The organism is Erythrobacter sp. K21-9 (genome assembly GCF_055808355.1).
Map to the genome: position 1 here is coordinate 647,045 of NZ_CM147866.1, position 24,021 is coordinate 671,065.

The following is a 24,021-nucleotide window of genomic DNA, read 5'->3' on the forward strand; positions in this document are numbered from 1 at the left end:
GCTATTCGTGACTGGTTAGATGCTCGTCGTACCAAGCAAGCCTACGCCGCCACATATCTTCGATATTTTCGGGTGAGTGGAGGTTGTGGCCTTCACCCCAATACCTCAAGAAAACTGCGTCTTTGCCAAGCCGCTTAAGTGCGGTGAAGAGTTCTTCCGGCTGAGTGACACCTATATAGTCATAGTCACCGTGAATGAGCATGACAGGAGTCGATATGCGCCCAACCTGAGAAAGGGGGCTCTCTCGCCAGTACAATTCTGGCTTCTCCCATGGCGTGGTTCCAAGATTGTGCTGACCAGATTCCAAACCACCGTACCGCGGTCAAGTTAAGCCCTTCGTACTGATCAAGATACCGCATCCGAATGTCGAATAGTCCGTAGTAGCTAAGCAAGTTGTAGGCTCCAGCGCTCGCTACCGCCGCTTTGAATCGATCAGTCTTACCAATTAGGCCGGCAGTAGCGTAGCCCCCAAAGCTGTGGCCTTGTATCGCCAGTCGGTCAGGATCAATAAAGCCAAGCTCGACCCCACGGTCGATCGATGCGAAGACTTTGGCCTCTGCCGAGTCTAGAGGCCAAGTTGGCATCTGGTCGCGAGACGTTGGAAGGTCAGGGTAGAGTACAGCATAGCCATTGCTTGAAAGGATCTGCGCGTCTGGGGATCTAGTGGGCGAACTTAATCTTCTACCCATGGCGTCACCCCCTCGGCGACCAGGGTAGATGTCGACAACGGTCGGGAGGGGATTGTCCCCCCTCTCCAATCAGGAGGTAGGAGGATCCAAGAACGCCTCGGCACTCCTGACGGGCTCAGATGATCGATTGGCTTGGGAATTCCCAATCTCATGCCGCTAAGGTGGGAGTTCAACTCGAGGACTTGGGAAGAGTGGCCAGTCCCATCCCGCACGAACAACTTTTGCGTACCATCGCGTTCTCGTGAAAAAATGGCGATACTCGCAGTGCTCGCCGAGGCAGCTAAGAGTTGAGAACCTGAATCCAAGGCGTGAGTTTGCTCGATTGTGCCGTCCGAGAGATTAAGAAAAAAAACCGACGTTGGTCCACCCACTTGGACTTGTTTAGTTTGAAGAACGATCTTCTGAGTCGAGCGAACATTTGCCAAAGACTGTCCCGCCCACACTTCTACCGGCTGCTCGATTGACGCGGTCAGATTGTACCGTTGTCCAGCACTATCGATGGTCCAAACGTCGCCGCCTTGAAGCACCAACAGTTCTTTACCTAGCGCAAGGATTGGCTCAGGCTTGGCTCCGTCAAATGTCTCGCTCAAACTGACTGGACCGGCAGGCGTGATGGAATACCAGTTTACGCTTTCCGCTGTGACATCACCCTCGTATCGCCCTCCAAGCCGCAATAGTGGGAGGCCGGACCACCACATACTGCCAACGCGAATATTGGCGCTGCTCCTCGTAAGGAAAGGCGCATTCTCGCCATGACTGATCGGGTGACTTTCGCCATAGTTCAAATCGAATTCGAAGAACGAAGCTTGGGCCCAAGACTGGATATCTTGCCGGGCGAAGAAAAGAAGACTTCGCCCATCGCCGGACCATTGTAGCGCGTCACCTCCAAAGGAACCTCGCAGGACGTCGCAACCTGGGCAGGGTTCATAAATCTTGAATTTCCCGGAAGGTGATTTCTCGACTACAAAGAGGCTGCTCCTATAGTTGTTCGCGTTGCCACCATTATCGAGCGGGGCGTTTGAAGAGTTCGCGATCCGCTCCAATCTGAGAGCTGCAATCGCGGTTCCCGTGTCGTTCGAGACAACTGTCGAATAGTGGCCCTCGAGCAGTGCTTTTGCCGCTTTAGTATCCGGACTGTAGATTACGAGCCGACTACCGCGGTAGGGGTTATGATCATACTTACCGCTGCCTAGGACACTGGCTGTGCTCGCCGTTCCAATCCTCTGCTCTCGCCATCGCTGAATTAGCCATTCCCGCATTCCTCCCCGAAGCCCATCTCCGAATGAAAGATGGCCATCTCCTAGTGTTGAGAGGATGAGACCGCCGAAAGCCCACTGGGGATCATCAATGCCAGGCCCAGCTGCATTCACATCGACAGACTGGATCCTCCCGGTTTCGAGATTAACGATTTTTCGAACAAAGCGTTCGTCAACAGAGAAAGCATCGAATAAGAGTTCGGTCCCATCCTTTGAGAACCCTCTGAGCCTGAAATCTGTGCCGGATGCTTGGTGGAGAAGCGGCTCTAATGCCCTATCTGTTTGATTGAAGTCGTAGACAAAGATACGACCTTCCCCACTTGGCCCGACTCCACGACCGAAATCCGAAGCGTCTCTAATCGACCCGAGAACTTCCACAAAGATTGCTTCGCCATCAGGGCTGAATTCGACCCTTCCGACGTCTTCTAACGCTAACATATCTTCGACCGAGAAATGCTCGACATTGCGATCGGCTTCCCTGCCAACGCTCCCGTCAGATGCCTTGGCTTGAGTGAAGGCGAATTCGCTTGTGCCAATAACCGTAAGCACGATCAGACAAAGCGTGCGCATGATGTCGCGCCATGCGAGGTGGTTGTTCACTCTTCATTCCAATCAGTCCAAAAGGAGATATGATCATCAGTGGAGCCCGCCGCATATTCGCCGACCGCCCCGGAGGCCGACCAACTCAGATCGCCAGCTTGAGACTCACGGTCACATATCGACCCAAAGCATCTGCGTTCACCGGATCGAAACCTACCGGTATGGCGAGAGCACCACTCACACCACCCTCCTGTACGCGGACGAAGGGTGGGTCCTCATCAAGGAGATTGTTGATCGTTACAGCGAGTTCCAAGTTCTCAACAAGCGAACTGGGCCTGTCGAATCGATACCGCAATGCGAGATCGAACGTAGTCCAACTATCAATGGTTTCGGGCGTCAATACTGATCTGTTCTCGTATGGGCCTACGTAATTTGCATTGAGTTGCCCGCTGAATCCGCCGCCACTTAAGCCAGCGAAAGCTCGACCTCGCCAAGAAGCGGGTCGTCCTACAATATCCAATATATCATCTTGAGGGAAATTGATGGTTACCTGTTGGCTAGATTCAATAGTGTGGGTTGCTCTAATGCCGAAATTGATCGAGCCGAAAGGTACATCGTGCGCGTAGTCTACAACGAAGTCGAGGCCACTAGTTTGTGCACTCGCGAGGTTTTGGCGACGATTGTCCAATATGACGGTAACCGCCTGGGCAATATCGCTTGGTTCGGGATTGAAGTCACCTGGGATCTGGTCGCTGAGATTGCTAATGCCGCCTCCGCTTGCGATTATGTTCTCCGCGATCGATTGAATCTCCTCTGGCGTTGGCGAAGTATCGTAGAAGAAGCGAAACTCCTCCTGATTGAAGAGGACCTGGGACGCATCCGGGAGCCGATCACCAAGGCGGTCTGTGTAGTCGATATTGAAATAGGTTACCGAGACCGACAGTCCATCAAACGCGGTCGGTTCAATATCAATACCCAAAGTGTAGGTATCGGAGAATTCAGCAGTCAGATTGGCCAGGCGCGGCCCGGTCAGGTTCATGAGAATTGAAGTACCGTCGTCAGAAAAGGCGTCCGGGAAGCCAAAGGCGGCCAATGGGAAGATCGTCGCGAACTGACTGGTCGGATTTAGACCAAGCAATTCCGGTGCCCTGAAACCTCTAGCATAACTTCCGCGGAGGTTCAGACCATCAATCGGGCTCCAGAGCACACCGAACCTAGGCGTCGATGCCGATCCAAAATCAGAGTAATCGGTGTATCGAATGGCTGCGTTTAACTCGAGCCGCTCGATCCCTGGAGTGCGATTAAGCTCGCTCACAAGTGGTACAAATGTCTCGGCAAAACCAAAGTAGGAATCGCGTCCGAGGATGTTGAATTCTTCGACCACCGGAATTTCCGTGCGTGAGGAGGCAGAGCCAAAGCGAAAGTCCTGTTCGGAGTATCCGGCCCCGATCGAGAATCGGGCAGCGCCTCCGGGCAGATCAATGAGCTTTCCGTCGATCTTGGCCAACAAATCAGCTGAGCTGCCGATTCTCGAGAGTTGCGACAGCGTCTCTCGCCCACGTCGCACCCGACTGTTTCGAACGATTTCGTCATACTCGAGATATGTTCCGTCAATCTCCAGCTGGAGGTCGCGAAAAAAGTTATAGCGTAGCCCGGCACCAATGAAGAGTTGCTCCTGATCACCATTGGAGGTGATAGCTTGTGCGTCGGAAGTGGTGGTATTGAAGATATCTCTCGAAGAATATGAAAGGGTACCTGAGAAGTTGACCCTTTCTCCAAAATCCTGGTCAATCCCTACGAGGACACTGTGAGTTTCCTCTTCAGGCACAAGAAATGTGGGTTCCAGTGCTTCGGTACGAAAAACTGCGTTCGCGCGCCTCAAGCGGTGACTGCTGATTGTAGCCGTAAGCCACGAACGCAGATCCACTTCGCCACGAAGTTCCTGCGCCGAAATCTGCTTGTGTTCGTTCAGCACCGCCCCGATCGGCGAATCCATAGTTAACCCCGCCCTCAATTCCGTTGAAGTCATCGCGTAGGATGATGTTTACGACACCTCCTATTGCGTCCGAACCGTAAGCCGCGGAAGCGCCATCAGCGAGCACTTCCACGCGCTCAACCATGCCAACAGGGATAAGCGAAATGTCCGCCGCGTTTCCGCTTGGATCAGTTAGCCTGCGCCCATTTAGCAAAGTAAGTGTTGTACCAGGACCAAACCCGCGCAGATCTAGCCCACCCCCTTTTACAAAGCCGCCTTGACCTGGACCAAGAGCGAAGGACCCAGGCGCTGAGCTATTGAGGTTCTGCGGTAGAGTGGCAAAGAATCGTTGCAGCGTAGTCGCGCCGCTAAGTGCGATGTCTTCGGACGTATAGATGTCGAGAGGTGACGAATCCGGATTGACACCCCGAATCGTTGTACCGGTTACGACGATCTCTGACTCGTTCTCCTCTCGCGAAGTTGAGTTGGCGCCGCCAACTTGCACCTGCCCGTCACCTGAACCTTCGGCTCGTTTCACAATGAATACACCAGAGCTGCCCTGCTGCACCGTCAAACCGGAATTCGCTAACAACCGATCCAATGCAGCACGTGCCGTTAGCAATCCCCGGACCGCCGGCGCTCTCTTTCCGCGAACCGCTCCGTCGTCGAACGTCACCTGCTGACGCGTCTCACGCGCGAACTCGCGTAGAGCCGAGCCAAGGTCCTGAGCTTTTACATCGATCTCATAGGTCTGCTCTTGGGCATACGCTGGCACGGCCTGTGCAAATGCGAGCGCCGCAGCGGTCGCCGAACAGCTTGTGAGAAAACGATTGCGAAATGCCTTGAGAACCATGAATCTACCTCCCCTGTCGCCACCTTGGTTAGCGGCTTGGAAAGGTAAGACGCACGGGCCGAACGATCGTGCAGCAAAATGTTGCAGATTTTTTTCGATATGACGCTTTAGTCGCTTTCAACGGCGAGCTGGCTGCGCGCAGAACGACGCAATTGGGGGTTGAGCGCCATCACACCCTCAAGGAATGCATCGTTATCGCCCGCGTCGAATACACCGCTTACACTGATGCTGTCAGCAGCCGTTTCCGAGACCACGATCTTCTCGTTCGAATAGCGGTTCATCCTCTCAACCGCAGATCCCAGCGGCTCATTATCAAAGCTGATCTGACCTGCCTCCCAGGAGCGGGCCTTCTGCAGGTCGATGGTGGCAATGCTTGCCGCACCATCGTTTAGCGATGCGACCAACTCACGACCGGGCTCAAGCGAAACGAGCTCCGCGCCGATGCCTTCCCGCTCGATCGACAATTGCCTTGGTTCCGCGTCTTCACTTGGTCGTTCGAGGACATCGACAGAGCCTTCGTAGAGAACAACACGGGTCTGATCCTCCAGCAGCTCGACACTGAACGAAGTGCCCGTCGCGACCACCACCTTGTTGCCTGCTGTCACGCTGAAGGGTCGCAAAGGGTCCTTGGCGACGTCGAACTTGGCGCGGTACGGAGACAAGTGAAAGTTCGCGTCGCTCGTTTCCTAAGATAACTTCGACGCGCGTGTCTGCATCAAGGGAGACGGTCGATCCATCGTCGAGAACAGCCACCTGGCGCTCGCCTATGCCGGTCTCATAAATCTGAGTGGGGTCTTGCAAGAAGAACAGGCTGGTGAGCACCGCGATTGCGAGCGTCGCTGCTACAGCCGCGGGCCATTTCCAGCGCGAGATGCTCCTTTTACGCCAACGATAACTGTTGCGCTCACGGTAGCTATTGAGCGCGTCAGAGCGCGCATGGATCAGCTCCGGCCACTCAGCAGCTTCGTCAGCGGACTGCCAGACTTCAATTGCATCGCGCAGCGCTGCGGCATTATCGGCGTCGGCATGCCACGCATCAAATGCACTCCGCTCATCCGCACCAAGTTCACCTTCAGCAAGGCGCATACACCACAGGGCAGCTTCTTCGTCGCGCGCGCCGCCCGTATCGTTGTTTGCAACGAGCTTCATCGACGGCCTCGCATGCGCTTCATCAAGAAGGCCATGGCTTTGGCGACCTGCTGATGGACCGCGCTCTTCGAAATCCCATAGGTCTCGGCGATGGTATCGAGGGTCATGTTCTCGACGCGATAGAGCACGAAGATCGTGCGGGTGCGTTCGGGAAGATCATCGAGGCCCGCCACGAAGGTAGCCAGTGCATCGCGCCCTACGGCCATTTTGTGGGGATCGAGTGGATCCACGCCGCGTCCGTCGATCTGGCCGACATCCTCGCTGTAGTCGGCCCTCACCTTCGAACGCCGCGCGCGGTCGCGCAGCAGGTTCGAGGCGACCTGGAACACGTAGGCGTCCGAGGACTGGGTGATCTCTTCTTCTCGCCCAAGCAGGCGCACAAAAACCTCCTGCGTCAAATCTTCAGCTTCCGCATGATTGCCCACGCGCCGCAGAAAATACGACATCAATGCCGGGCGCCAGCGGCGTCCGAGCTTTGCCTGGTCACTGATCTTCTCGGCGCTCACTTCCGATAGCGATCCTTTCGCCTCAAGTTTGGCGACACGTAGCATAAGACGCATCACGAAGCGGATCGGACAGTTTTTTCTTTCGGGGTATGGAAAAATCTCGGATCCACGCTTGGGACCAACCAAAGAAACTCATAGGCGGGAGGCTACTCCGTGGTGAGGGCGACCTAACACCAGCGTTGAGCTGCCGCACGACGGATAACCTATCATATGTTAAGTCGCCAAAAAGCCGCTTGCGCGCCTCCCCAAAGCGGATCGCTCACCTTTAAATTTGGCGAAATCAGTCTCCCTGTGCCAATACTCTGCGACATACGAAGATAAAAAGAACACCTAGGAGTTGAGGGCCTATGCCGCACCGCGGCATCAATCGCTTGGACGAGCCAAGCCTAAAGTCCGCGCAGCCGAGTGCGACGGGCCTTACCCTTGATCGCACCTATCGTTTGTACTGGTCCGAGCTGTGCGGCCACATCAATAAGCAGTTCGGTGGCGGTCCGCCCGAACCCGAAGATGTCGCGCAGGCCGCGTTCGAAAGATATGCGGGCGCGAGGGAAAAAGCCGATATCGAAAACCCGCGCGCATTTCTCTACAAGACCGCGCGCAACATCGTTTTAGATTCCAAGCGCCGCAGCAAAGTGATCGAGGCTTACGCCGATGATGCGCTTCACCGGGTGGCAGGCGTGGGTTTGGAGGAAATCACTCCTGAGCGCGTCCTATTAGAGAAAGACCAATTGGAGCGCATCGAGCAAGTGTTCGAGCAGCTCCCTCCAAAGCAAAAAGTGGTGCTCCTATTGAAACGCGTCTACGGCGAAACTTTTCAGGCTATTGCGGATCGGACCGGTTGGTCGGTGAGCGATTGCGCGCGTCAACTGTCGTTGGCGCTTGCGGCCATCGATGAGGCCTTGGCTAAGATGGACCGAAAATCGGCGGCAGATGATCGATGACCGCTGCTCTCTCACCCCATAGATCCTACAACCACGTCAATCGGGAGGCGGTACGGTTGGGTTGCGACGCTGCGCGTTGATGAACTGAGCGACGAAACCAAGCGCGATTTCGAGAACTGGCTCGCCGCATCTCCGGCGCATGCCAAGGCCTTTGCCGCTGCCGAAAGCACGTATCGTAGCCTCGAAAATGTCGCCGCGCTTAAGGAGCGGGACGTCGATGCCCTGATCGACGAGGCGAACGAACAGGAAGCTGTCGACGCACAGGCCCCCATGGGATGGTCCGGCTCCTGGAAATGGGCCGGAGGTGCAGTAGCTGCAGCGCTGGTAGCGATGGCCGCCTTCCTGCTTCCGTCCTCACCCTTTAGCAGCGGGCAAGACGTCTTTGCTGACGCCAGCCCGATCGCAACCGAGGTCGCACAGCTCAAGACTGTCGAGCTCGAAGATGGCTCGCGCATCACGCTCGGGCCGCAAACCACGATCCGCACGTCAATGACCGGCGAGGCACGGCGCATCGCGCTTGCCGGTGGAGAAGCCTATTTTGAAGTTGTCAGTGATCCGGATCGACCCTTCTTTGTTGAGGCGGGCGATGCGGTGATCCGCGTGGTTGGCACCGAGTTCGAGGTGAAGTTCGTCGACGAAAGTGTCGCCGTCGCCGTCAGTGAAGGCACGGTCGAGGTCGCCTATTCCGAGGCGTCGGACGGCAAGCGTTCGCTCGCCACGCTTCGGACCTTGCCATTGCGTCCGCTCGAGGCCGGCGAGAGCACTTTGCTGTCGAGAGCCATGACCGAAGCCACGAGCACGATTATTCCAACTCGTGTGGCAGCGGACGCCGTTGCGGGATGGCGGTCGGGCCGCCTTCGCTACAACGACGTGCCATTGGAAACCGTCATTGCAGACGCCAATCGTTATAGCCGCACACCGATCGAAATCGCTGACGAGAGCATTGGCGACATCCGGATTGTCGGGGCGTTTCGAACCAACCAGATAAGTGGAATGCTGTCGGCTCTGGAGGCAACGCAGCCTATTGTCGTCGACCAATCCTCGCCTGAAAGGATCGTGCTGCGCTCTGCAGCAGGTAATTGATCGCGGTCGATATTTACCAGCGCGAACAAGGCCCACGCAGCATCTTTCGAACCTTTTTGAAGGTTTTTTGGCAAAATGATTAAGGCCGTGCGTCACATCTCTGACGCCGAGCGAAACGCCGAAAACGGCAATGCTCGGCATGGGGAGCTTTGTGAAGGGGCACGAACATGCGTGAGTTGAGGAAGAAGAGCGTATTCACACTGGCAGCAAGCGCAATGGCGCTATGCGTCGCGATGCCGGCACCGGCCATGGCGCAGAGCGACACGCCGGTCGTTTTCAGCATTGAAGCGCAGCCGCTTTCTCAGGCATTGATTGAGTACTCCGAGACGACCGGGATTGCAGTCGTTGCTCCTGCTGAGTTGACGCGCGGAAAGCGCGCACCCGCGGTCGATGGCTCGTTGGCGCCGAGTGTCGCTCTTGAGCGACTACTGCGCAGTTCCGGGCTTCAGGCTAGGCGGAACTCGCGCGGGGTGATCATGATCTCGCAACTTGTTCAGCAGGATGAGGAGGAGCAACTTCGGTCTGAGACAAGTCAGCCCGTCGAAGACGTCGCTGATGAGCCCGAAATAATCGTCACAGGCACTAACATTCGTGGTGTTGCGCCAGTTGGCGCGCCTTTGTTGCAGTTCGATAGTGAGCAGATTGCGCAGACGGGTGCGACAACGATTCAGGAGTTCTTTGAAACACTCCCGCAAAACTTCGGCGGTGGCGTAAGTGACGATTCAAACGCGATTGGTGGAAGGGTTGGCGGCACCTTATCTCCAGACCGTGGGGCCGGATTGAACCTGAGAGGCCTTGGCAATGGTTCCAACCTTGTGCTGGTAAATGGAATTCGCGTGGCTGCGTCTGGAAGGTTTGGTTTTGTAGACGTTTCCATGATCCCGATTACAGCAGTGGAGCGGATTGATGTCCTTACTGATGGCGCCTCAGCGATCTATGGGACGGACGCTGTGTCTGGCGTGATCAATATAATTTTGCGTGATGATTTCGAGGGATTTGAAACCCTGGCAGGTTTCGGGTCTGTCACAGATGGGGGGCTTAGAGACTACAGGCTCACACAGTCCTTCGGTACTTCTTGGCAGTCAGGCCGCGCTTTCTTGAGCTATGATTTCTCGGACCGGGGCGTGCTCCTTACCGAAGAGAGGCAGTTTACTGAGCTCGCGGAGGATCCAACGAATTTGATCTCTGGCCAAGAGCGGCATTCCGTGTTGGCTTCCTTGAATCAAGACATCACCGATGGAGTGGCTGCAACAATTACTGGGCTGTACTCCAGCCGCTCCCATTCTGACCGAGCCAATCGAGGTGTCTTTGGGGGTATTAATGAGCTATCGGGGGAATCTCAGCAGTATAATCTCGCTGCTGGCATCACTGCTCAGCTAGGCGACTCTTGGAGCGCCGACATAAGCGCGTCGTATAGTGTTTTAGACGCATCTTTCTCAAGTGAATTTCCGAGCTCAGAGCGGGTAACTAACACCACTGACCGGCAAGAGCTTTTCACGGTCGATGCAAAGGCAAGCGGTGCACTACTGGATTTGCCAGGTGGTTCGGTCAGAATGGCTGCCGGAGGCCAATATAGGACCGAGGAATTCGAGATCGACGGCGAGAGTATTCGGCCTGATCGGACGACAACTTTCGGTTCCGCTGCTGACCGCGAGGTCTTTGCATTGTTCGGTGAAATATTGGTCCCGGTCATTGGAAAAGCAAACGCAGGTAGTCTTGGGAGGCGGCTCGATTTATCTCTTGCGGCGAGATACGAGGATTACAGCGATTTCGGTTCATCATTCGACCCTCGACTTGGGGTGAGCTATGAACCGTTTGAAGGTTTTACCTTGCGAGGCTCTTGGAGCACCTCTTTTCGCGCTCCTCTGTTAGATCAAACAGCAGAGAGAGATCTTATTGCGCGCACTTCGACTGGGGTCGTTGTCCCTGACCGGCTTAACCCAGGAGGAGTTACTCCACTCATTTTTCTACTCGGCAATGATGATCAGTTGGCTGAAGAGGGATCCACAAACTGGACGATTGGTGTAGACTTCTTGCCGAAGGCAGTCCCAAATTTTGAGCTGAGTTTCACCTATTTTGACATTGAATATGAGGATCGAATTGCAGTCCCTGCGGTGGGCCTTCAAGTACGTAATGTCCTCCTCGATCCAAGCTTTGATCCGATCGTAACGAGAGATCCGAGTATTGACGAGGTGCTGGCGATCTATGCATCGCCTGACTTCAGCAATTTCGCCCAGATAGCCCCTGATGATATAGGAGCGATTGTCGACAACCGCACCCAGAACGTGTCGATCACCCAAGTGCGGGGCTTAGATTATTCTCTCTCCTACAGTATTGATGGAGATTATGGGCGCGTTAGCCTCAACTCGAGCGGAAGCTACTACCTGGAGTTCTCGAACCAAATATTGAGAGGAAGCCCGACTATCGATGTCGCTGGCACAGTATACAACCCCACCGATTTTGTAATGAGAAACTCAGTGATATGGCAAAAGGATGGGCTGAGAGCATTGCTCGCTTTCAATTACGCAGACAGCTACACAAACAATATTTCCTCCCCTTCTGAAGCGGTTGACTCTTGGGAAACATTTGATCTTCAATTCGCCTATAGGACTGACAGCGAGGGTAGTCCCCAGTGGCTGCGAAACACGGAGTTTATTCTCAATGTAGCAAATTTGCTGGATGAGGATCCCCCTTTTGTTCAGGCTGCAAGCTCTGAGTTCTTTTTCGACGCTACAAACGCCAACCCACGCGGACGTTTTGTATCTCTTCAAATCCGGAAGCGCTGGTGATTTTCTGATCGACATCAGCCGAACTCTAACACAGCTTGTTCTTCGAACGCAGACATTCAGCAAATCGTCGCCAAGTGTTCTCGCAATTTGCATTGCGGTTGCCTTTTGGCGGATGCAGTCCAAGGAGGAGTGTATGAATGCCGGTCCCGATGCCGCATCAGAAATAGGGAATGGCCCACTAGTGAGCCTCAATAATGGCGTTTCTTATGGATATGCATTTTTCGGACGCGGACATGGGTCGCAGAACTTGTCTGGCTCTCGAATTGGAAGCGTGATTACAGCCCGGGTGGTGCTCTTGTGTCGAACGGGGGTCACCCTTCTTCTTGGTGTCGTACTCTCTCTGACCGTCCATAATTTAGCGAACGCGGCGGATGATGCCTTCGGAGGGAAATTGAATGGGAACGAAGTCCTTAAGTCCCTGCTTGAGATGACTACGATCGCGGAAAGTAGACCGCTCTATATCTCTCCGGACGGTGAACACGTCCTTTTTCGGGTCAACAAAGCAGATGTAAGCAATCGCCAAGATCTAAGTAGCTGGATGCTAGGGCGAATTGAGCGCGATGCCCTTGTTGACGTACACCCAGTCTCGATTGGCGTGAGCTCAACTTGGAACATTGCTTGGGTTGGCTCAAAAAGCATTAGCTATTTTTTGCCGAGGGAGACCGAAGGCAAGTCACCAGGAATTAGGCTGTACGATACAGAAACCGGTTTCGATGAACTCGTCGTGCCGAACAACCTATTTGGCGGAGAAGCGTCCCTTTTGGGCGACTTTGCTTGGAAGCAAGACGGTAAAGCTCTGGTCCTTCGCGTTTCTACCCCAGCAGATGAATTGCCCATTGACGGAGGTTTGAGGTACGAGAGGTACCTGGAGAACGTTGCGAACACCGTTTCCCTCCACGTTTTTGACGTCGAGACGAGAGAACACTTCCGACTCACTCCTCCGGGATACATCGCTCGATGGACGTACGACTGGTCTCCGACTGGCAATGAAATTGCTTTCTCCTTTGAAACCCGTCCTGAGGTCAATCCCAACAGTTCAGGCATGTTTTCGAATGTCGCCATCGTTGGCCTTGCCGATCGGCGCGTGAAGAAGGTTTTTCCACCTGACCTTATCCTGGGTGGCCCGCGTTGGTCACCGAATGGCGATCGAATATGGATGGCGGCAAAGCGGGGCCGGCCTCGCTACGTTGGGAGTTGGGGGAGCATTGGCTCTTTGAAGACTGGTGAGATACGCCATGTTCAGCCATCTCAACTTACACATGCGCATGAGTATTGGTCACGTGACGGTGCTTGGTATATCGGATCAGAGCCGTCCGGCTTTTCTGAGAAGCTGGTCCGTGTCGACGCACTCTCTGGCAAAAGCTCAACCATCGATTGTCCCTGTTTGAATTCAAATTCGGTGCAGCGGCGTTCTTCATTTTCATTCGCCGATGATGGTACTTTCATTTTCATTCAAGCAGGTCCGCGGACACCCGCAGAAATATTTCTCTCTAGCATTTCAGCTGATGGCCGGACCATGTCACCTCCGCGTCAATTGACGTCAATTGGATCGCAGACGCGAATAGGTGAAACAATAGATGCCGAAATTGTGAACTGGCGTAGTCCGGACAATGATTACGAATTGGCAGGACTCCTAGTAAGGCCCAAGAACGCTATTGAACCGTTGCCGACGATCCTAAATCTCACCGGAGGCCCCTCCCAAGTTCGATCTGAGTTTTTGGGTTCCGCTTGGCCGGGGATGATACCTGCAGCAATAAATGCAGGTTATGCGGTATTCACCCCAACCAGTCGTGGGCGTCCTGGTTTTGGCGACTCTTTCTTCAACGCCATCGGTACTGAAGGTTCTAGTATGGCCAGACCCTGGGCTGATGTTTACTCAGGAGTAGAGCATTTGATCAAAGCTGGAATTGCAGATCGGCGCCGAGTTTCGGTCATAGGACATTCGTATGGTGGTGCGCTCACCGCCTACGGAACCACTCAGGTAGATTTTGCCGCAGCGGTAATTTACGAGCCCGGCGATCTCGATCGAACATCCTATATCCCGTTTGCACGCGCTGACGGTTGGCAGGCTTACATCAGCCGTGATTTGTTTGGGGTCCGCGACAGGTTCGACGATGCAGATCAGGCGATGGTCGTGAGGGAATCGGCAATCTGGCAGGCTGATCAGATCAATACTCCAACTCTCTTGCAATGCGCGGCACACAATAATAAAAAATGTGAGCAGTTCTTTGTAGCATTGCGTGAGTTGGATGTCCCATCTGAGTACTATATCTACGATGACGGGCATGTCTTTCAAGCTCCCCTCTCGCAATACAACAACGTGCTACGCGCGCTCGCCTGGATAGAATATTGGACTAAAAGGGAGACCGAGGATTAACGGCTAAGAGCATCCGATTTTTCATTTTGACAGCATCCATTTACGAAGCCTCAGTTCTGATCCGGCAACAATAAGAATCTAGATTTCCCCCTTAGAAATGAGCTTTGAATGCATTTTTTGTTCAACCGCTGACTGCTTCGAGCCACATCGGGCGCTGAGCGCGATCTGCCTTTGGGGTGAGCAGCCGCGGCGCGATCAGCCCCGCTAGTGTCGTGCCGACGGGGCCTATTATTGGAGCCCTGTTTGCCATGAAGACGATTATCGAACCTTTCCGGATCAAGTCGGTTGAGCCGCTGCGCATGACCACCCGCGAGGAGCGGGAAAGACTGCTGAAGGCGGCACACCACAACCTCTTCGCGCTCAAGTCTGACGACGTACTGATCGACCTGCTGACCGACAGCGGAACGTCGGCAATGAGCGCCGCTCAATGGGGTGCGATCATGGCCGGCGACGAGAGCTATGCGGGTTCGCCTTCATTCCAGCGGTTCGAAACGGTACGTTCGGGATCTGATGCCTTTTGAGCATGTCATCCCAGCCCACCAGGGGCGTGCCGCCGAGGCGATCTTGTTCTCTATATTGGGCGGTGCTGGCAAGGTCATCCCGTCGAACACGCACTTCGATACGACACGTGGTAACATCGAAGCGACCGGGGCGCAGGCACTCGACCTGCTGTGCGAGGAAGGCGCCGACACTCAACTCGATGCGCCGTTCAAAGGAAACATGAATCTCGCAAAACTCGAGGCTCTTCTAGAGGAGGGCGCTGACGAGATACCAGCGGTGATGATGACCATCACTAACAATGCCGGCGGAGGGCAGCCGGTCAGCCTCACCAATATCCGTGGTGCTGCAGAGCTGGCGCATGCCTATGGTAAGCCGTTCTATATCGATGCTTGCCGCTTCGCGGAGAACGCCTGGTTCATCAAGCAGCGTGAGCCAGGGCAATCTGATCGTTCGATCAAGGACATCGTCCGCGCCATGTTCGCGGACGCGGACGGGATGACCATGAGCGCTAAGAAGGACGCGTTCGCCAATATCGGAGGCTGGCTGGCAACGCGCGATCCTGACCTTGCTTCCAAAGCGCGCGAGCGGCTGATCCTGACCGAGGGTTTTCCGACCTATGGCGGTCTTGCCGGACGCGATGTCGATGCGATCGCTCAGGGCCTCATAGAGATCGTCGACGAGGACTATCTACGCTATCGGATCAAGACCAACGAGTATATCGGCGAGCGCCTCGAAGCGATGGGCGTCCCGATCGTCAAGCCAACCGGCGGGCACGCTGTCTTTGTCGATGCCCGTGCTTTCCTTCCGCATATTCCGCCGCTCGAATATCCAGGACAGGCACTAGCCACAGCACTGTATCTCGAAGGTGGGATTAGAACCTGCGAGATCGGAACGGTTATGTTTGGTCAGCAGCTTGACTGCAGTGAAAAGGCAGCCCCGAAGGATCTCGTTCGCCTTGCGATGCCGCGGCGTGTCTACACGCAAAGCCACGCCGACTACATACTGGAGGTGTTCGAGAATGTGCTCGCCAAGAAGGAACAGCTCTCAGGCTATCGCATTACCGAAGCTCCGCGCAGCCTGAGGCACTTTACGGCAAAGTTCGAGGTGTTGGGCGCCAGCTCGACTGAGCCGGCAACCAGTTCAGGCGCTATACAGCGCGCCGATGGGTTCAATGTGATTTCTTGAGTGTGATCCCTTGGCCCGTCAGGCAGCCGGTATTCGAAAGTCTAGCCGCGCTACCTATTTGCTACCTAACCGGCGGCCCAATAGTGAAAAATCCGGATAAGCAGTTGATATTATGGAGCGGGCGAGGCGATTCGAATGCCCGACCCCAACCTTGGCAAGACTGTGTCAGTTTGACCGCAGAATCCCGCCTCATTGATCTACGATGTGGTATGCTTCACCGCATGCCTTCGCGATCTGACCGAGTTTGTGGGGAAAAGTGTGGGAAAGGATCGGAACTTTTTAATAAACGTCATTTATAAACAAATCAGTAGATGCAGTCTTTAGCGGACTCCGTCTCAGCCCCAATCCATTCGTAAGGTCTTACTGGGCTTTTCAAGCAGCGTGCTCGGCTCAGAAAAACCGTCCATCAGCATGTCAGCCCAAATCACGGCCAGTTCGCGTCGCCGGGGCAGGTAAGCGGCGCGATTGTATGCGCCTTCAACTCGGTTCTGTGGAACGTGAGCAAGCATCAGATCGATAACCTCTCGATCATCTGCGCGTCCATGCTTCTTCGCCCATTCGTTCATGATCGTGGAGAAAGCGGCCCGCCATCCATGAGGGACGTGACGCCCGTGATAGCCAGAGCGGTTCAATAAATATCCAATTGCGTTCTCGCTCATCGGACGGTGACCATGACGCACGCTTGGGAAAACCAAGTTCCCCGACCCAGTCAGCGGTACGCAATGCGTCGATGACGGACACGCTGTGAAAAGAGAGCGGCACCAAATGATCGCCCCTTGAATCATTCTTGCGGGACTTGTCGCCTTTCATGCGGCTTGCCGGGATACGCCATAACGATTCGTGGCCATCAAGGTCTTCGAATTCGCACCATTCAGCTCTTCGTAGCTCACCTGGCCGAACGGCTGTCAAAGCTAGCAGACGCAGTGCCAAGCGCGTGACTGGCCGTGCGTAACCCTCTTCGGCATCGCGCATCATCTGCCTTAGGGCGCTGAGGTCTGTGATGGCAGGCTGCTTGCCTCGAGCGGGCAGGGGCTGTAACGCTCCACCAAGGCTGGCGGCCGGGTCTATCTCGGCAACGCCCGTCGCAATTCCATAGACAAACACGGCTAGATATACGCTGGCGCACGCGTTTTGCAGTCTCAATGGCGCCTCTCTTCTCGATCGCCCGAAGCACATCTAACACGGTCGGCGCCTTTATCAGAGCGATCGGCAAACTCCCGATTCTTGGAAACACATCGCGTTCCAGGCTGCGAATGACGTCAGCCGCATGAACTTTCGCCCATTGCGGTCGCCGCAATTCGTGCCAAGCCCGCGCGAGGTTTTCGAATGTCTCCCGTGAGGAAGCGAGCTTGGCCTGCCGTTTGAGGCGCTTCTCAACAGAGGGATCGTCGCCTTCGAGCAGCTGCTTGCGCGCTTTGTCACGAGCGGACCTGGCTTCGCTCAAGCTCACAAGCGGGTAGGGCCCGATCGAAAGGGTCTTTTGCTTGGAATCGTATCGGTAGTTCATTCGCCAGAGCTTCGACCCGGTTGGGCTGACAAGCAGATATAGTTGGTGTCCGTCACTGAGCTTGTAGGGTTTCTGCCTTGGCTTTGCTGTCCTTAGCTTCACATCGGAAAGCATGATTCTTCTCCGAAATACCATATTTTCGGAGGTCTCGGCCTAGCTCGATACCATGCGATTCATCGGATGGGGACGAACGCCTCTGACCTCGTGGATAACGGAACCATCGGAAATCTCGAGGGAATGTCAAGACGAGTGAACGGAAAAGAACTCGTAAAAACAAGGTGTTGGCGGAGACGGAGGGATTCGAACCCTCGATACCCGTTAAAGAGTATGGTTCCTTAGCAGGGAACTGGTTTCAGCCACTCACCCACGTCTCCGCATGTCGTTGCCTTGGCAATTTTGCTGCGAGCCGCGCGCTATAATGGGCGATATCCGCAGCGGCAAGGTCGGATACCACATTTTCTCGCCCCGCCGCGATTCCGCCTGTGTTCAGACACTTCATGCCAGACCGCCGCTCACCCGATCGATTCGTCTTAGCGCGTTTTCGATTCGGTTCACCGCTGCGGCTCTTGCCCGGCGAATGGGGAGCGACTCTGCTGCCCGATGGATAGGCGCGGGGGCGATCGCTCCCAAGCTGTAAGGAACAGATGCCATGACCAAGCAAGCCGCAGCGAGACCGAAGCCCGGATGGATCGGGTGCTTCGTGGCCGCGATCGGAGCCGCCGCTCTCGCCGTCTCGCCTGCCTACGCGCAGGATCTCGAAACCTTCGATCCCGATGAAGCCTATGCCCCCGCGCAGCCGCAGGACGCGCAGGCCTCGGGAGCGATCGACGCGGACCTCAATCAGCCATCCGCCGCACGCGCTGCCTCCGGCCCGCAGTCGGTCCCGGCCGAAACAGCCGGACCTGCCGAAGTCCAGACCACCCCCGCTCCAGGCTATGACGATGCATACGGCGCCACTGGCGCTGCACCCGCCGAAACCGGCGATCCGGTTGCAGGCGAAACCGTTGCGAGCGCGGACACATCGAGCACTTACGGCGAAGACGACCTTATCGGCGCTGCCGAGGGCGTTTTCGGCAAGGGCGCGGAAGGCCTTGCGCGCTTGATCGAGGACTTGCTGCGGAAGCAGGGCGAACCCAATGGCTATATCGTCGGACGTGAGGCGGGCGGCGCCTTCATCGTTGGCGCGCGCTACGGCTCTGGCACACTGTTCCACAAGGTCGAGGGCGAGCATAAGGTCTACTGGACCGGCCCGTCGGTCGGCTTCGATGCAGGTGCAAACGCGGCGAACACCTTCGTGCTTGTCTACAACCTGTTCGATACCGAAGAGCTGTTCGAACGCTATCCCGCCGGTGAAGGCCAAGCCTACCTCGTGGGCGGTATGCATGCCAGCTACATGCGCAAGGGCGACGTCGTCCTGATCCCGATCCGTGTCGGTGCAGGCGCGCGGCTCGGCGTCAATGCCGGGTACATGAAATTCTCGAAGAAGCAGCGCTGGTTGCCCTTCTGAGGTCGCAAAGCCGCCGGTAATCGGCCTGCGCAAAGCAGGCGAAATCGGCAAAGGATGCAAAAGGCGGTTGCGGCGCTCGCTCTCGCACGGCATTCGGCGTGCATCATGCTGCACCGACTCGAACAACAATCGCCCGACGCGCTGCTTGCGCTGATCAAGATGCACGCCGAAGATGACCGTACCGGACAAGATCGACCTCGGGGTCGGTGTGTACCGGACCGGGCAGGGCGACACCCCGGTCTTCGGCGCGATCAAGGCGGCCGAGCGGGCGCTGGTCGATGAACAGGCATCCAAGAGCTATCTCGGCCCTGAAGGCGACTTGGGCTTCGTCAACGCGCTGATGCCGTACATCTTCGGCGAGGATGCGACGATGGGCGGACGCCTTGCCGGGATGCAAACGCCGGGCGGAACCGGCGCTGTGCGCCTTGCGCTGGCGCTGGCGCAGAAGGCGGGCCTCAAAAGGCTGCACATGGGTATGCCAAGCTGGCCGAATCACGCGCAGATCATCAACGATATCGCGCTCGAGATGGTGCCGTTCGACCACGCCAACGCCGACGGCACGGCGAATGTCGAGGCCGCGCTTGACGCAATCCGCGGGGCCGGGCCGGACGAGGCGGTGCTTCTGCATGGCTGCTGCCACAACCCGACCGGGATCGACTATTCTCCTGCTGAATGGGAAGCGATCGGCGATGCCATTGCCGACACCGGCATCTTCCCGATCATCGACACGGCCTATCACGGCCTCGGCAATGGCCTCGAAGAGGATGTTGCCGGCCTGCGCAGCGTGCTTGCGAAGGTGCCGGAGGCGTTCGTTGCCTATAGCTGCGACAAGAACTTCGGCATGTACCGCGACCGCGTTGGCGCGTTCTACATCCTCGCCGATGGCGGAGAGACATTGGACAAGGCATTCTCCAACGCCAACGCGCTGGCCCGCGCCAGCTGGTCGATGCCGCCCGACCACGGCGCGGCGGCGGTTCGTCTGATCCTGCGCGACAGCGCGCTGACGCAGATGTGGACCGACGAGCTTGACCAGATGCGCGAGCGCATGCGGCAGGTGCGCGGAGTGCTGGCCGATGCCGGGACGGCGGGAAGCGTGGACCTGACGCCGCTCGGCTCGCAGAACGGGCTGTTCTCGGTCCTGCCGGTGAGCAAGGAGCAGGTTGCCCAGCTGCGCGAGGATCACGGCATCTACATGGCCGGATCGGGACGCATCAACATTGCCGGTTTGACCATGGCCAATATCGAGAAGTTCGTGGACGCGTTGGCCGACGTCACTGGCTGAGGCGCGCTGCGCGTCCCCGCGAGACAGGTAAGCGGGGCCTTTCGAAATATGTTCGAGCATGGTCATCGCGGCCCGCGCTGGGCCCGCCCGGCACTCTCGTCGGAGCGCGCGAGCAGCCGCAAAAGCGCTGAATTGTCGGGTTTCCGGCGGATGCCGCGCATCTTTCCGCGATAGATCACCGGCTGCCAAAGCCCGGTCTCATTCATCCAGGCCAGCGTCTCGGATGTGACCTTTCGCCAGTCCGGAATTCGGCGGCGGCGCACGGATGGTTCATCAGGATCGGAAGGCCCGGCAAGAATGTAGTCCCACGCTGCGGCGAAGCTCGCCGCGTCTTTGCGAGCGCGCAGACGATAGGCGCTTTCCCGCGACCGCCCGACCCGCACCGCTGCAAGGCTCACAGAGCCGGTGAGATAAAGCTCGGCCAGAAACGCGCATTGCACGAGCGGCGTCCACCCATCGCGCCGCGAGCGCAGCTTCACCGGGGTGAAAGCAGGCGGACGCGAGCGAAGGTTGCGATCCGGGGCGCGCCGGGGACATGACGAACGAGACATCGCGTGCAGCCATGCAAATCACGGAGCCTGTAGGAAAGTTGAAACTTGCGGCGGTTAGCGCGCTGGCAGTGTCCGCTGTTGGGGTGGAAAGCAGACATTGAAGTTTGTTGTCTCTTTACCATCTTCCGCTAGCTGAAACGCATGGGCAAATCTGCTTACATTGACGAACTACACTTAGCGCTCGCTCGCCCTGATGCGCAAGAGATGTGTGATCTCATTGACGCCTTTGCTGCCCACCCTGAATGCAATCGGCCTGACGAATATGCAGAGGCGATCGGCGATGAGCTTTTCTCCGCTCCACCTTTTGATCCCGACAAGATGCTGGCATATGTGGTATTGGCAGCTGCCCGTACAGATGACGCAGCCTTCCTTGGGATGATGGCCTGCGGCCCTCTTGAAGACATCCTCAGGGATCCCTCGCCCGATATGTTGGATCGGATCGTAGCAGAAGCGCGAAAGTCGGCCCGCTTTCGTTGGTTGCTTAGTTTTCCTTTCAAGGTCGCAGTCTCCGATGAGGCTTGGGCTGCTATAGCAAAGTTTCGAATAACCGGGCCGCACGAAGAACCTACGGATGAAACTATGCCGCCGAGAAACTGATAGAAATTTCTAACGTCCGCTAATGGGTGGGAAGCGGACGTTGCTCAATTTGGTCTTTACAACTCTAGCCGAGGTTCTCGACCGACCCATCGGCATGGATGACGAAGCGACCGCCCCCATACCCGGTAGAGCCAGTCGAGGTGTTGACTGTGTAGACCACTTCACGAACCAGTGGTTTGGCCGACACCGCACCAATGCTTTCAGTGAGGGTGCCCTCGAACTTACCGTAGGTTAGAGGAAACGCATTCTTGCATCGGTCAGTAAACTCGACATGCTGATACCAAAACGTTCCGTAACCTACGCGAGTTCGATCATCTCCAGAATCGGCCTGCGCAACCTCGTCACCTTCAGCGCGGACCTCGACCATGGTCACACAGTCTTCGTCAGCGGTAAAAGTCAGTTGCCCATTCTGCACCACGGCAAGCACGTCATAAACGTAGGAGCAGCCATTGAGGCAGAGGCACGCTAATGCAAGGGCAATGGTTCGATGCAGCACTGGTCGAAGTTACTGGCAATCTTCGATCTCTGCAATCAAAGGCCTACGTCCGCAATCGGGTCGAAAACGGCCATTCGCTAATTTCGTCGCTCACCCAGCCGCAGCAAGCCCCTGCATCCGTTTCAGGTAACGCGCCAGCACGTCGATTTCGAGGTTCACCTGATCGCCTTCCTTGAGGCTGCCCAGCGTAGTTACTTCGCCGGTATGCGGGATGATGTTGAGTGCGAAGTCGCAGGCCCGGTCGGGCTGGTCGCGCACATCGTTGACGGTCAGCGACACGCCGTCGACCGTGATAGAGCCTTTTTCGGCTATGAACGGCGCCATGTTGGCAAGCGCACGGATGACGATGCGCCAGCTGTCGCCTTCCTGCCTGGCCATGACGACCTCGCCCACGGCATCGACATGGCCGGTCACGATATGCCCGCCAAGCTCGTCGCCCACACGCAGGGACGGCTCGATGTTGAGAGTGCGGCCTTCTTCCCACATGCCGAACACCGTGCGCGAGACTGTCTCGCCCGAGACATCGACATCGAACCAGGCATCGCCTGCCGTGCCGCCGCGATCCACGACGGTCAGGCACACGCCCGAACACGCGATCGAGGCGCCGATATCGATCCGCGCCGGATCTAGCGGGGCGGCGATACGCACGCGCAGGTCGCCGCGCTTTTCGATATCGGCGATGGTCCCGATGGCGGTGACGATTCCGGTGAACATGTAAGGCAGGCTCCTGTTAGCGCGTCCTCAGATAGGCTGTGAATTCGTCGCTGCCAAGCTGGCGGCGCTCGGTTGGTTGCCAGCGGCCATGCGCCTTAGCCAGATCGTCAAGGCCAAGCGCGCCGATGCCGCGCATTCCGTCACCAATCAGGATCGGGGAGCGGTAGAGGTGCAGCTCGTCGACGAGGTCTTCGGCAAGGAAGCTCGCGGCGGTTTGCGCGCCGCCCTCGGTGTAGAGATATTGCACGCCCTCGAGCCCGGCGATCTGGTCTGGCCGGTTGATGACCGAGACGCCTTCTGGCGCGACGCCGCGCGAGAGCAGCAGGCGTCTGGGGCTGCGGTCTTCGAGACCGGGCAGGCGTACATCGAGGCGGGGCCGGTCCGCGCGCCAAGTCGCGCCGCCGACAAGGATTGCGTCGTAGCGTGCGCGCCGGGCGTGGACGTGCGCGCGCGCGATCTCGCCGGTGATCCACTGGCTCGTCCCGTCGGCCAGCGCGATGCAGCCATCGAGCGAGACGGCCAGTTTGAGCGTCACAAAGGGGCGGCCATTGCGGCGGACCGACAGGTATCCGGCGAGGCTGGCAGCGGAGGCCGGATCGTCCAGCACCTCGGTTGCAATTCCCGCGCGCCTCAGCCGCGCTATGCCCTTGCCCGACGTGCGCGGGTCTGGGTCGCTGATGCCGATGACGACGCGGGCAGGGCGTGCCTCGGCGATCAGGTCAGCGCAGGCCGGGCCGCGCTCGGATTCGTGCGCGCACGGTTCCAGCGTGACGTAAAGAGTGGCCCCCTTGGCGCTGCCACCCAGCGCATCGAGCGCCATCGCCTCGGCGCGCGGGCGTCCGCCTTCCTGCGTCCAGCCGCGCGCGGCCACGCGGCCCGCGCGCACCAGCAATGCGCCGACGCCGGGGTTCGGGCTGCTGATCGGACGCGCCCTTGCGGCGAGCCGTGCTGCGGCTGCCATCCAGTGGGTATCGTTGGGGGGATGCGCGCTTATGGCGCGGGTTCCTCGGCGGGTGGGCCGGCGTTATCGCCCTGCGCGTCTTCGCCCGCATCGTCATCAGAGCGTCCAAAACGTTCGGCGCGGGCCGCTTCTTCGGCGGCGGCCTCGGCTGCGCGGCGGGCATCGGCCTCGGCAGCGATTTCCTCGACGTCCATTCCGGCGAGCCGCACCGAGCGCCTTGTAAAGGTCACGCTTGCGCTGGGCGAGGCGTTCCTCGGCCTCTTCGCGCATGTCCTTCACTTCCTGATTGGCCTCGTTCGTGGCGATGATCTCCGCATCGCTCCGCGCCGGGTCGAAGGTAGTAATGTAAGTGATGCTAGGGCGCTCGGGATCCTTGTAAACCGTCTCTGTCCCCAGCCAGTAGAAGATCACCCCGAACGGCAGCATCGAGACGAGCAGGATCGGAAAGCGCAGCGGATTGGGCTTGCGAAACTCGGTCCAGAAATCGAGGATGCCGGAAGTGGGATTGAAGCGCGACAGGAGGGCCATGCGGCGCAATATAGGGCGCAATCGGGCCTAGCGC

Annotated in this window: 22 protein-coding genes, 1 tRNA gene and 2 pseudogenes; 9 read left to right on the forward strand and 16 right to left on the reverse strand. The window is 57.2% G+C overall.

Going from position 1 to position 24,021, the window contains the following annotated elements; all coding sequences use genetic code 11:
- Nucleotide 1: 1 nt before the first annotated feature.
- The 8 genes and pseudogenes from AC0L39_RS03255 to AC0L39_RS03290 all read right to left on the reverse strand — a co-directional run bounded on the left by AC0L39_RS03255 (nt 2) and on the right by AC0L39_RS03290 (nt 6,968).
- Nucleotides 2-256, reverse strand: coding sequence for an alpha/beta hydrolase family protein (locus tag AC0L39_RS03255; RefSeq protein ID WP_473260715.1), 255 nt, complete (start codon nt 254-256; stop codon nt 2-4).
- Nucleotides 186-689 (reverse strand): alpha/beta hydrolase family protein, encoded by a 504-nt coding sequence (locus AC0L39_RS03260; protein ID WP_473260717.1) that lies wholly within the window; start codon nt 687-689, stop codon nt 186-188. Before AC0L39_RS03260 ends, AC0L39_RS03255 begins: the two co-directional genes overlap by 71 nt.
- On the reverse strand, nt 674-2,545 hold the full coding sequence (locus tag AC0L39_RS03265) for a hypothetical protein (protein ID WP_473260719.1): 1,872 nt from the start codon (nt 2,543-2,545) through the stop codon (nt 674-676). Before AC0L39_RS03265 ends, AC0L39_RS03260 begins: the two co-directional genes overlap by 16 nt.
- Before the next feature lie 85 nt (nt 2,546-2,630).
- Nucleotides 2,631-4,313 (reverse strand): TonB-dependent receptor plug domain-containing protein, encoded by a 1,683-nt coding sequence (locus tag AC0L39_RS03270; protein ID WP_473260721.1) that lies wholly within the window; start codon nt 4,311-4,313, stop codon nt 2,631-2,633.
- The gene (locus AC0L39_RS03275) at nt 4,306-5,313 is read right to left on the reverse strand and encodes a TonB-dependent receptor plug domain-containing protein (protein WP_473260722.1); all 1,008 of its coding nucleotides are present in this window, start codon (nt 5,311-5,313) and stop codon (nt 4,306-4,308) included. Before AC0L39_RS03275 ends, AC0L39_RS03270 begins: the two co-directional genes overlap by 8 nt.
- A gap of 107 nt (nt 5,314-5,420) precedes the next feature.
- Nucleotides 5,421-5,975, reverse strand: coding sequence for a FecR family protein (locus AC0L39_RS03280; protein ID WP_473260723.1), 555 nt, complete (start codon nt 5,973-5,975; stop codon nt 5,421-5,423).
- 382 nt (nt 5,976-6,357) lie between these two features.
- Nucleotides 6,358-6,462, reverse strand: a pseudogene (locus tag AC0L39_RS03285) (hypothetical protein); the annotation flags it as partial.
- Nucleotides 6,459-6,968: an RNA polymerase sigma factor gene (locus AC0L39_RS03290; RefSeq protein WP_473260725.1), complete on the reverse strand. Its 510-nt coding sequence runs from the start codon at nt 6,966-6,968 to the stop codon at nt 6,459-6,461. The gene AC0L39_RS03290 and the pseudogene AC0L39_RS03285, both read right to left, overlap by 4 nt.
- 347 nt (nt 6,969-7,315) lie before the next feature.
- On the opposite strand from AC0L39_RS03290, the gene AC0L39_RS03295 reads away from it, so the two are divergent.
- The 6 genes from AC0L39_RS03295 (at nt 7,316) to AC0L39_RS03320 (ending at nt 15,844) form a co-directional block, all read left to right on the forward strand.
- Nucleotides 7,316-7,909, forward strand: a complete 594-nt coding sequence (locus AC0L39_RS03295) for an RNA polymerase sigma factor (protein ID WP_473260726.1) — start codon at nt 7,316-7,318, stop codon at nt 7,907-7,909.
- Nucleotides 7,910-8,179: 270 nt separating this feature from the next.
- Nucleotides 8,180-8,992, forward strand: coding sequence for a FecR family protein (locus AC0L39_RS03300; RefSeq protein ID WP_473260727.1), 813 nt, complete (start codon nt 8,180-8,182; stop codon nt 8,990-8,992).
- 248 nt (nt 8,993-9,240) lie between these two features.
- Nucleotides 9,241-11,781, forward strand: a complete 2,541-nt coding sequence (locus AC0L39_RS03305) for a TonB-dependent receptor domain-containing protein (RefSeq protein WP_473260729.1) — start codon at nt 9,241-9,243, stop codon at nt 11,779-11,781.
- Nucleotides 11,782-11,914: 133 nt separating this feature from the next.
- Nucleotides 11,915-14,158 carry a S9 family peptidase gene (locus AC0L39_RS03310; protein WP_473260731.1) on the forward strand — a complete coding sequence of 748 codons (2,244 nt, stop codon included), beginning with the start codon at nt 11,915-11,917 and terminating at the stop codon, nt 14,156-14,158.
- A 248-nt stretch (nt 14,159-14,406) separates the two neighbouring features.
- Entirely contained in the window at nt 14,407-14,679 is a 273-nt protein-coding gene (locus tag AC0L39_RS03315) for a beta-eliminating lyase-related protein (protein ID WP_473260733.1), read from the forward strand.
- On the forward strand, nt 14,669-15,844 hold the full coding sequence (locus AC0L39_RS03320; RefSeq protein ID WP_473260734.1) for a tryptophanase: 1,176 nt from the start codon (nt 14,669-14,671) through the stop codon (nt 15,842-15,844). The genes AC0L39_RS03315 and AC0L39_RS03320 overlap by 11 nt, the downstream gene beginning before the upstream one ends.
- A 335-nt stretch (nt 15,845-16,179) precedes the next feature.
- Here the strand turns inward: AC0L39_RS03320 and AC0L39_RS03325 are convergent, their stop codons facing one another.
- From AC0L39_RS03325 to AC0L39_RS03335, 3 genes are all read right to left on the reverse strand, one after another.
- Nucleotides 16,180-16,503 carry a hypothetical protein gene (locus AC0L39_RS03325; protein WP_473260735.1) on the reverse strand — a complete coding sequence of 108 codons (324 nt, stop codon included), beginning with the start codon at nt 16,501-16,503 and terminating at the stop codon, nt 16,180-16,182.
- A 227-nt stretch (nt 16,504-16,730) separates the two neighbouring features.
- Nucleotides 16,731-17,486, reverse strand: a complete 756-nt coding sequence (locus tag AC0L39_RS03330) for a tyrosine-type recombinase/integrase (protein WP_473260737.1) — start codon at nt 17,484-17,486, stop codon at nt 16,731-16,733.
- 147 nt (nt 17,487-17,633) lie between these two features.
- A tRNA-Ser gene (locus tag AC0L39_RS03335) sits at nt 17,634-17,725 on the reverse strand.
- 275 nt (nt 17,726-18,000) lie between these two features.
- Between AC0L39_RS03335 and AC0L39_RS03340 the strand changes: the two genes are divergently transcribed.
- Nucleotides 18,001-18,858 (forward strand): DUF1134 domain-containing protein, encoded by an 858-nt coding sequence (locus AC0L39_RS03340; RefSeq protein WP_473260738.1) that lies wholly within the window; start codon nt 18,001-18,003, stop codon nt 18,856-18,858.
- 105 nt (nt 18,859-18,963) lie between these two features.
- A pseudogene (locus AC0L39_RS03345) lies at nt 18,964-20,140 on the forward strand (amino acid aminotransferase).
- A gap of 62 nt (nt 20,141-20,202) precedes the next feature.
- Here the strand turns inward: AC0L39_RS03345 and AC0L39_RS03350 are convergent.
- Nucleotides 20,203-20,691 carry a hypothetical protein gene (locus tag AC0L39_RS03350; RefSeq protein ID WP_473260740.1) on the reverse strand — a complete coding sequence of 163 codons (489 nt, stop codon included), beginning with the start codon at nt 20,689-20,691 and terminating at the stop codon, nt 20,203-20,205.
- Nucleotides 20,692-20,832: 141 nt separating this feature from the next.
- On the opposite strand from AC0L39_RS03350, the gene AC0L39_RS03355 reads away from it, so the two are divergent.
- A complete protein-coding gene (locus AC0L39_RS03355; RefSeq protein ID WP_473260742.1) occupies nt 20,833-21,288 on the forward strand; it encodes a DUF6869 domain-containing protein in 456 nt (151 codons plus the stop codon).
- 64 nt (nt 21,289-21,352) lie between these two features.
- On the opposite strand, the gene AC0L39_RS03360 is transcribed toward AC0L39_RS03355, so the two are convergent.
- The 4 genes from AC0L39_RS03360 to AC0L39_RS03375 form a co-directional block, all read right to left on the reverse strand.
- Entirely contained in the window at nt 21,353-21,703 is a 351-nt protein-coding gene (locus AC0L39_RS03360) for a hypothetical protein (RefSeq protein ID WP_473260744.1), read from the reverse strand.
- Between the two features lie 171 nt (nt 21,704-21,874).
- Nucleotides 21,875-22,498, reverse strand: coding sequence for a riboflavin synthase (locus tag AC0L39_RS03365; RefSeq protein ID WP_473260745.1), 624 nt, complete (start codon nt 22,496-22,498; stop codon nt 21,875-21,877).
- A 16-nt stretch (nt 22,499-22,514) separates the two neighbouring features.
- A complete protein-coding gene (gene ribD, locus AC0L39_RS03370) occupies nt 22,515-23,459 on the reverse strand; it encodes a bifunctional diaminohydroxyphosphoribosylaminopyrimidine deaminase/5-amino-6-(5-phosphoribosylamino)uracil reductase RibD (protein ID WP_473260747.1) in 945 nt (314 codons plus the stop codon).
- 96 nt (nt 23,460-23,555) lie between these two features.
- A complete protein-coding gene (locus AC0L39_RS03375; protein ID WP_473260749.1) occupies nt 23,556-23,987 on the reverse strand; it encodes a hypothetical protein in 432 nt (143 codons plus the stop codon).
- Between the last annotated feature and the right edge of the window lie 34 nt (nt 23,988-24,021).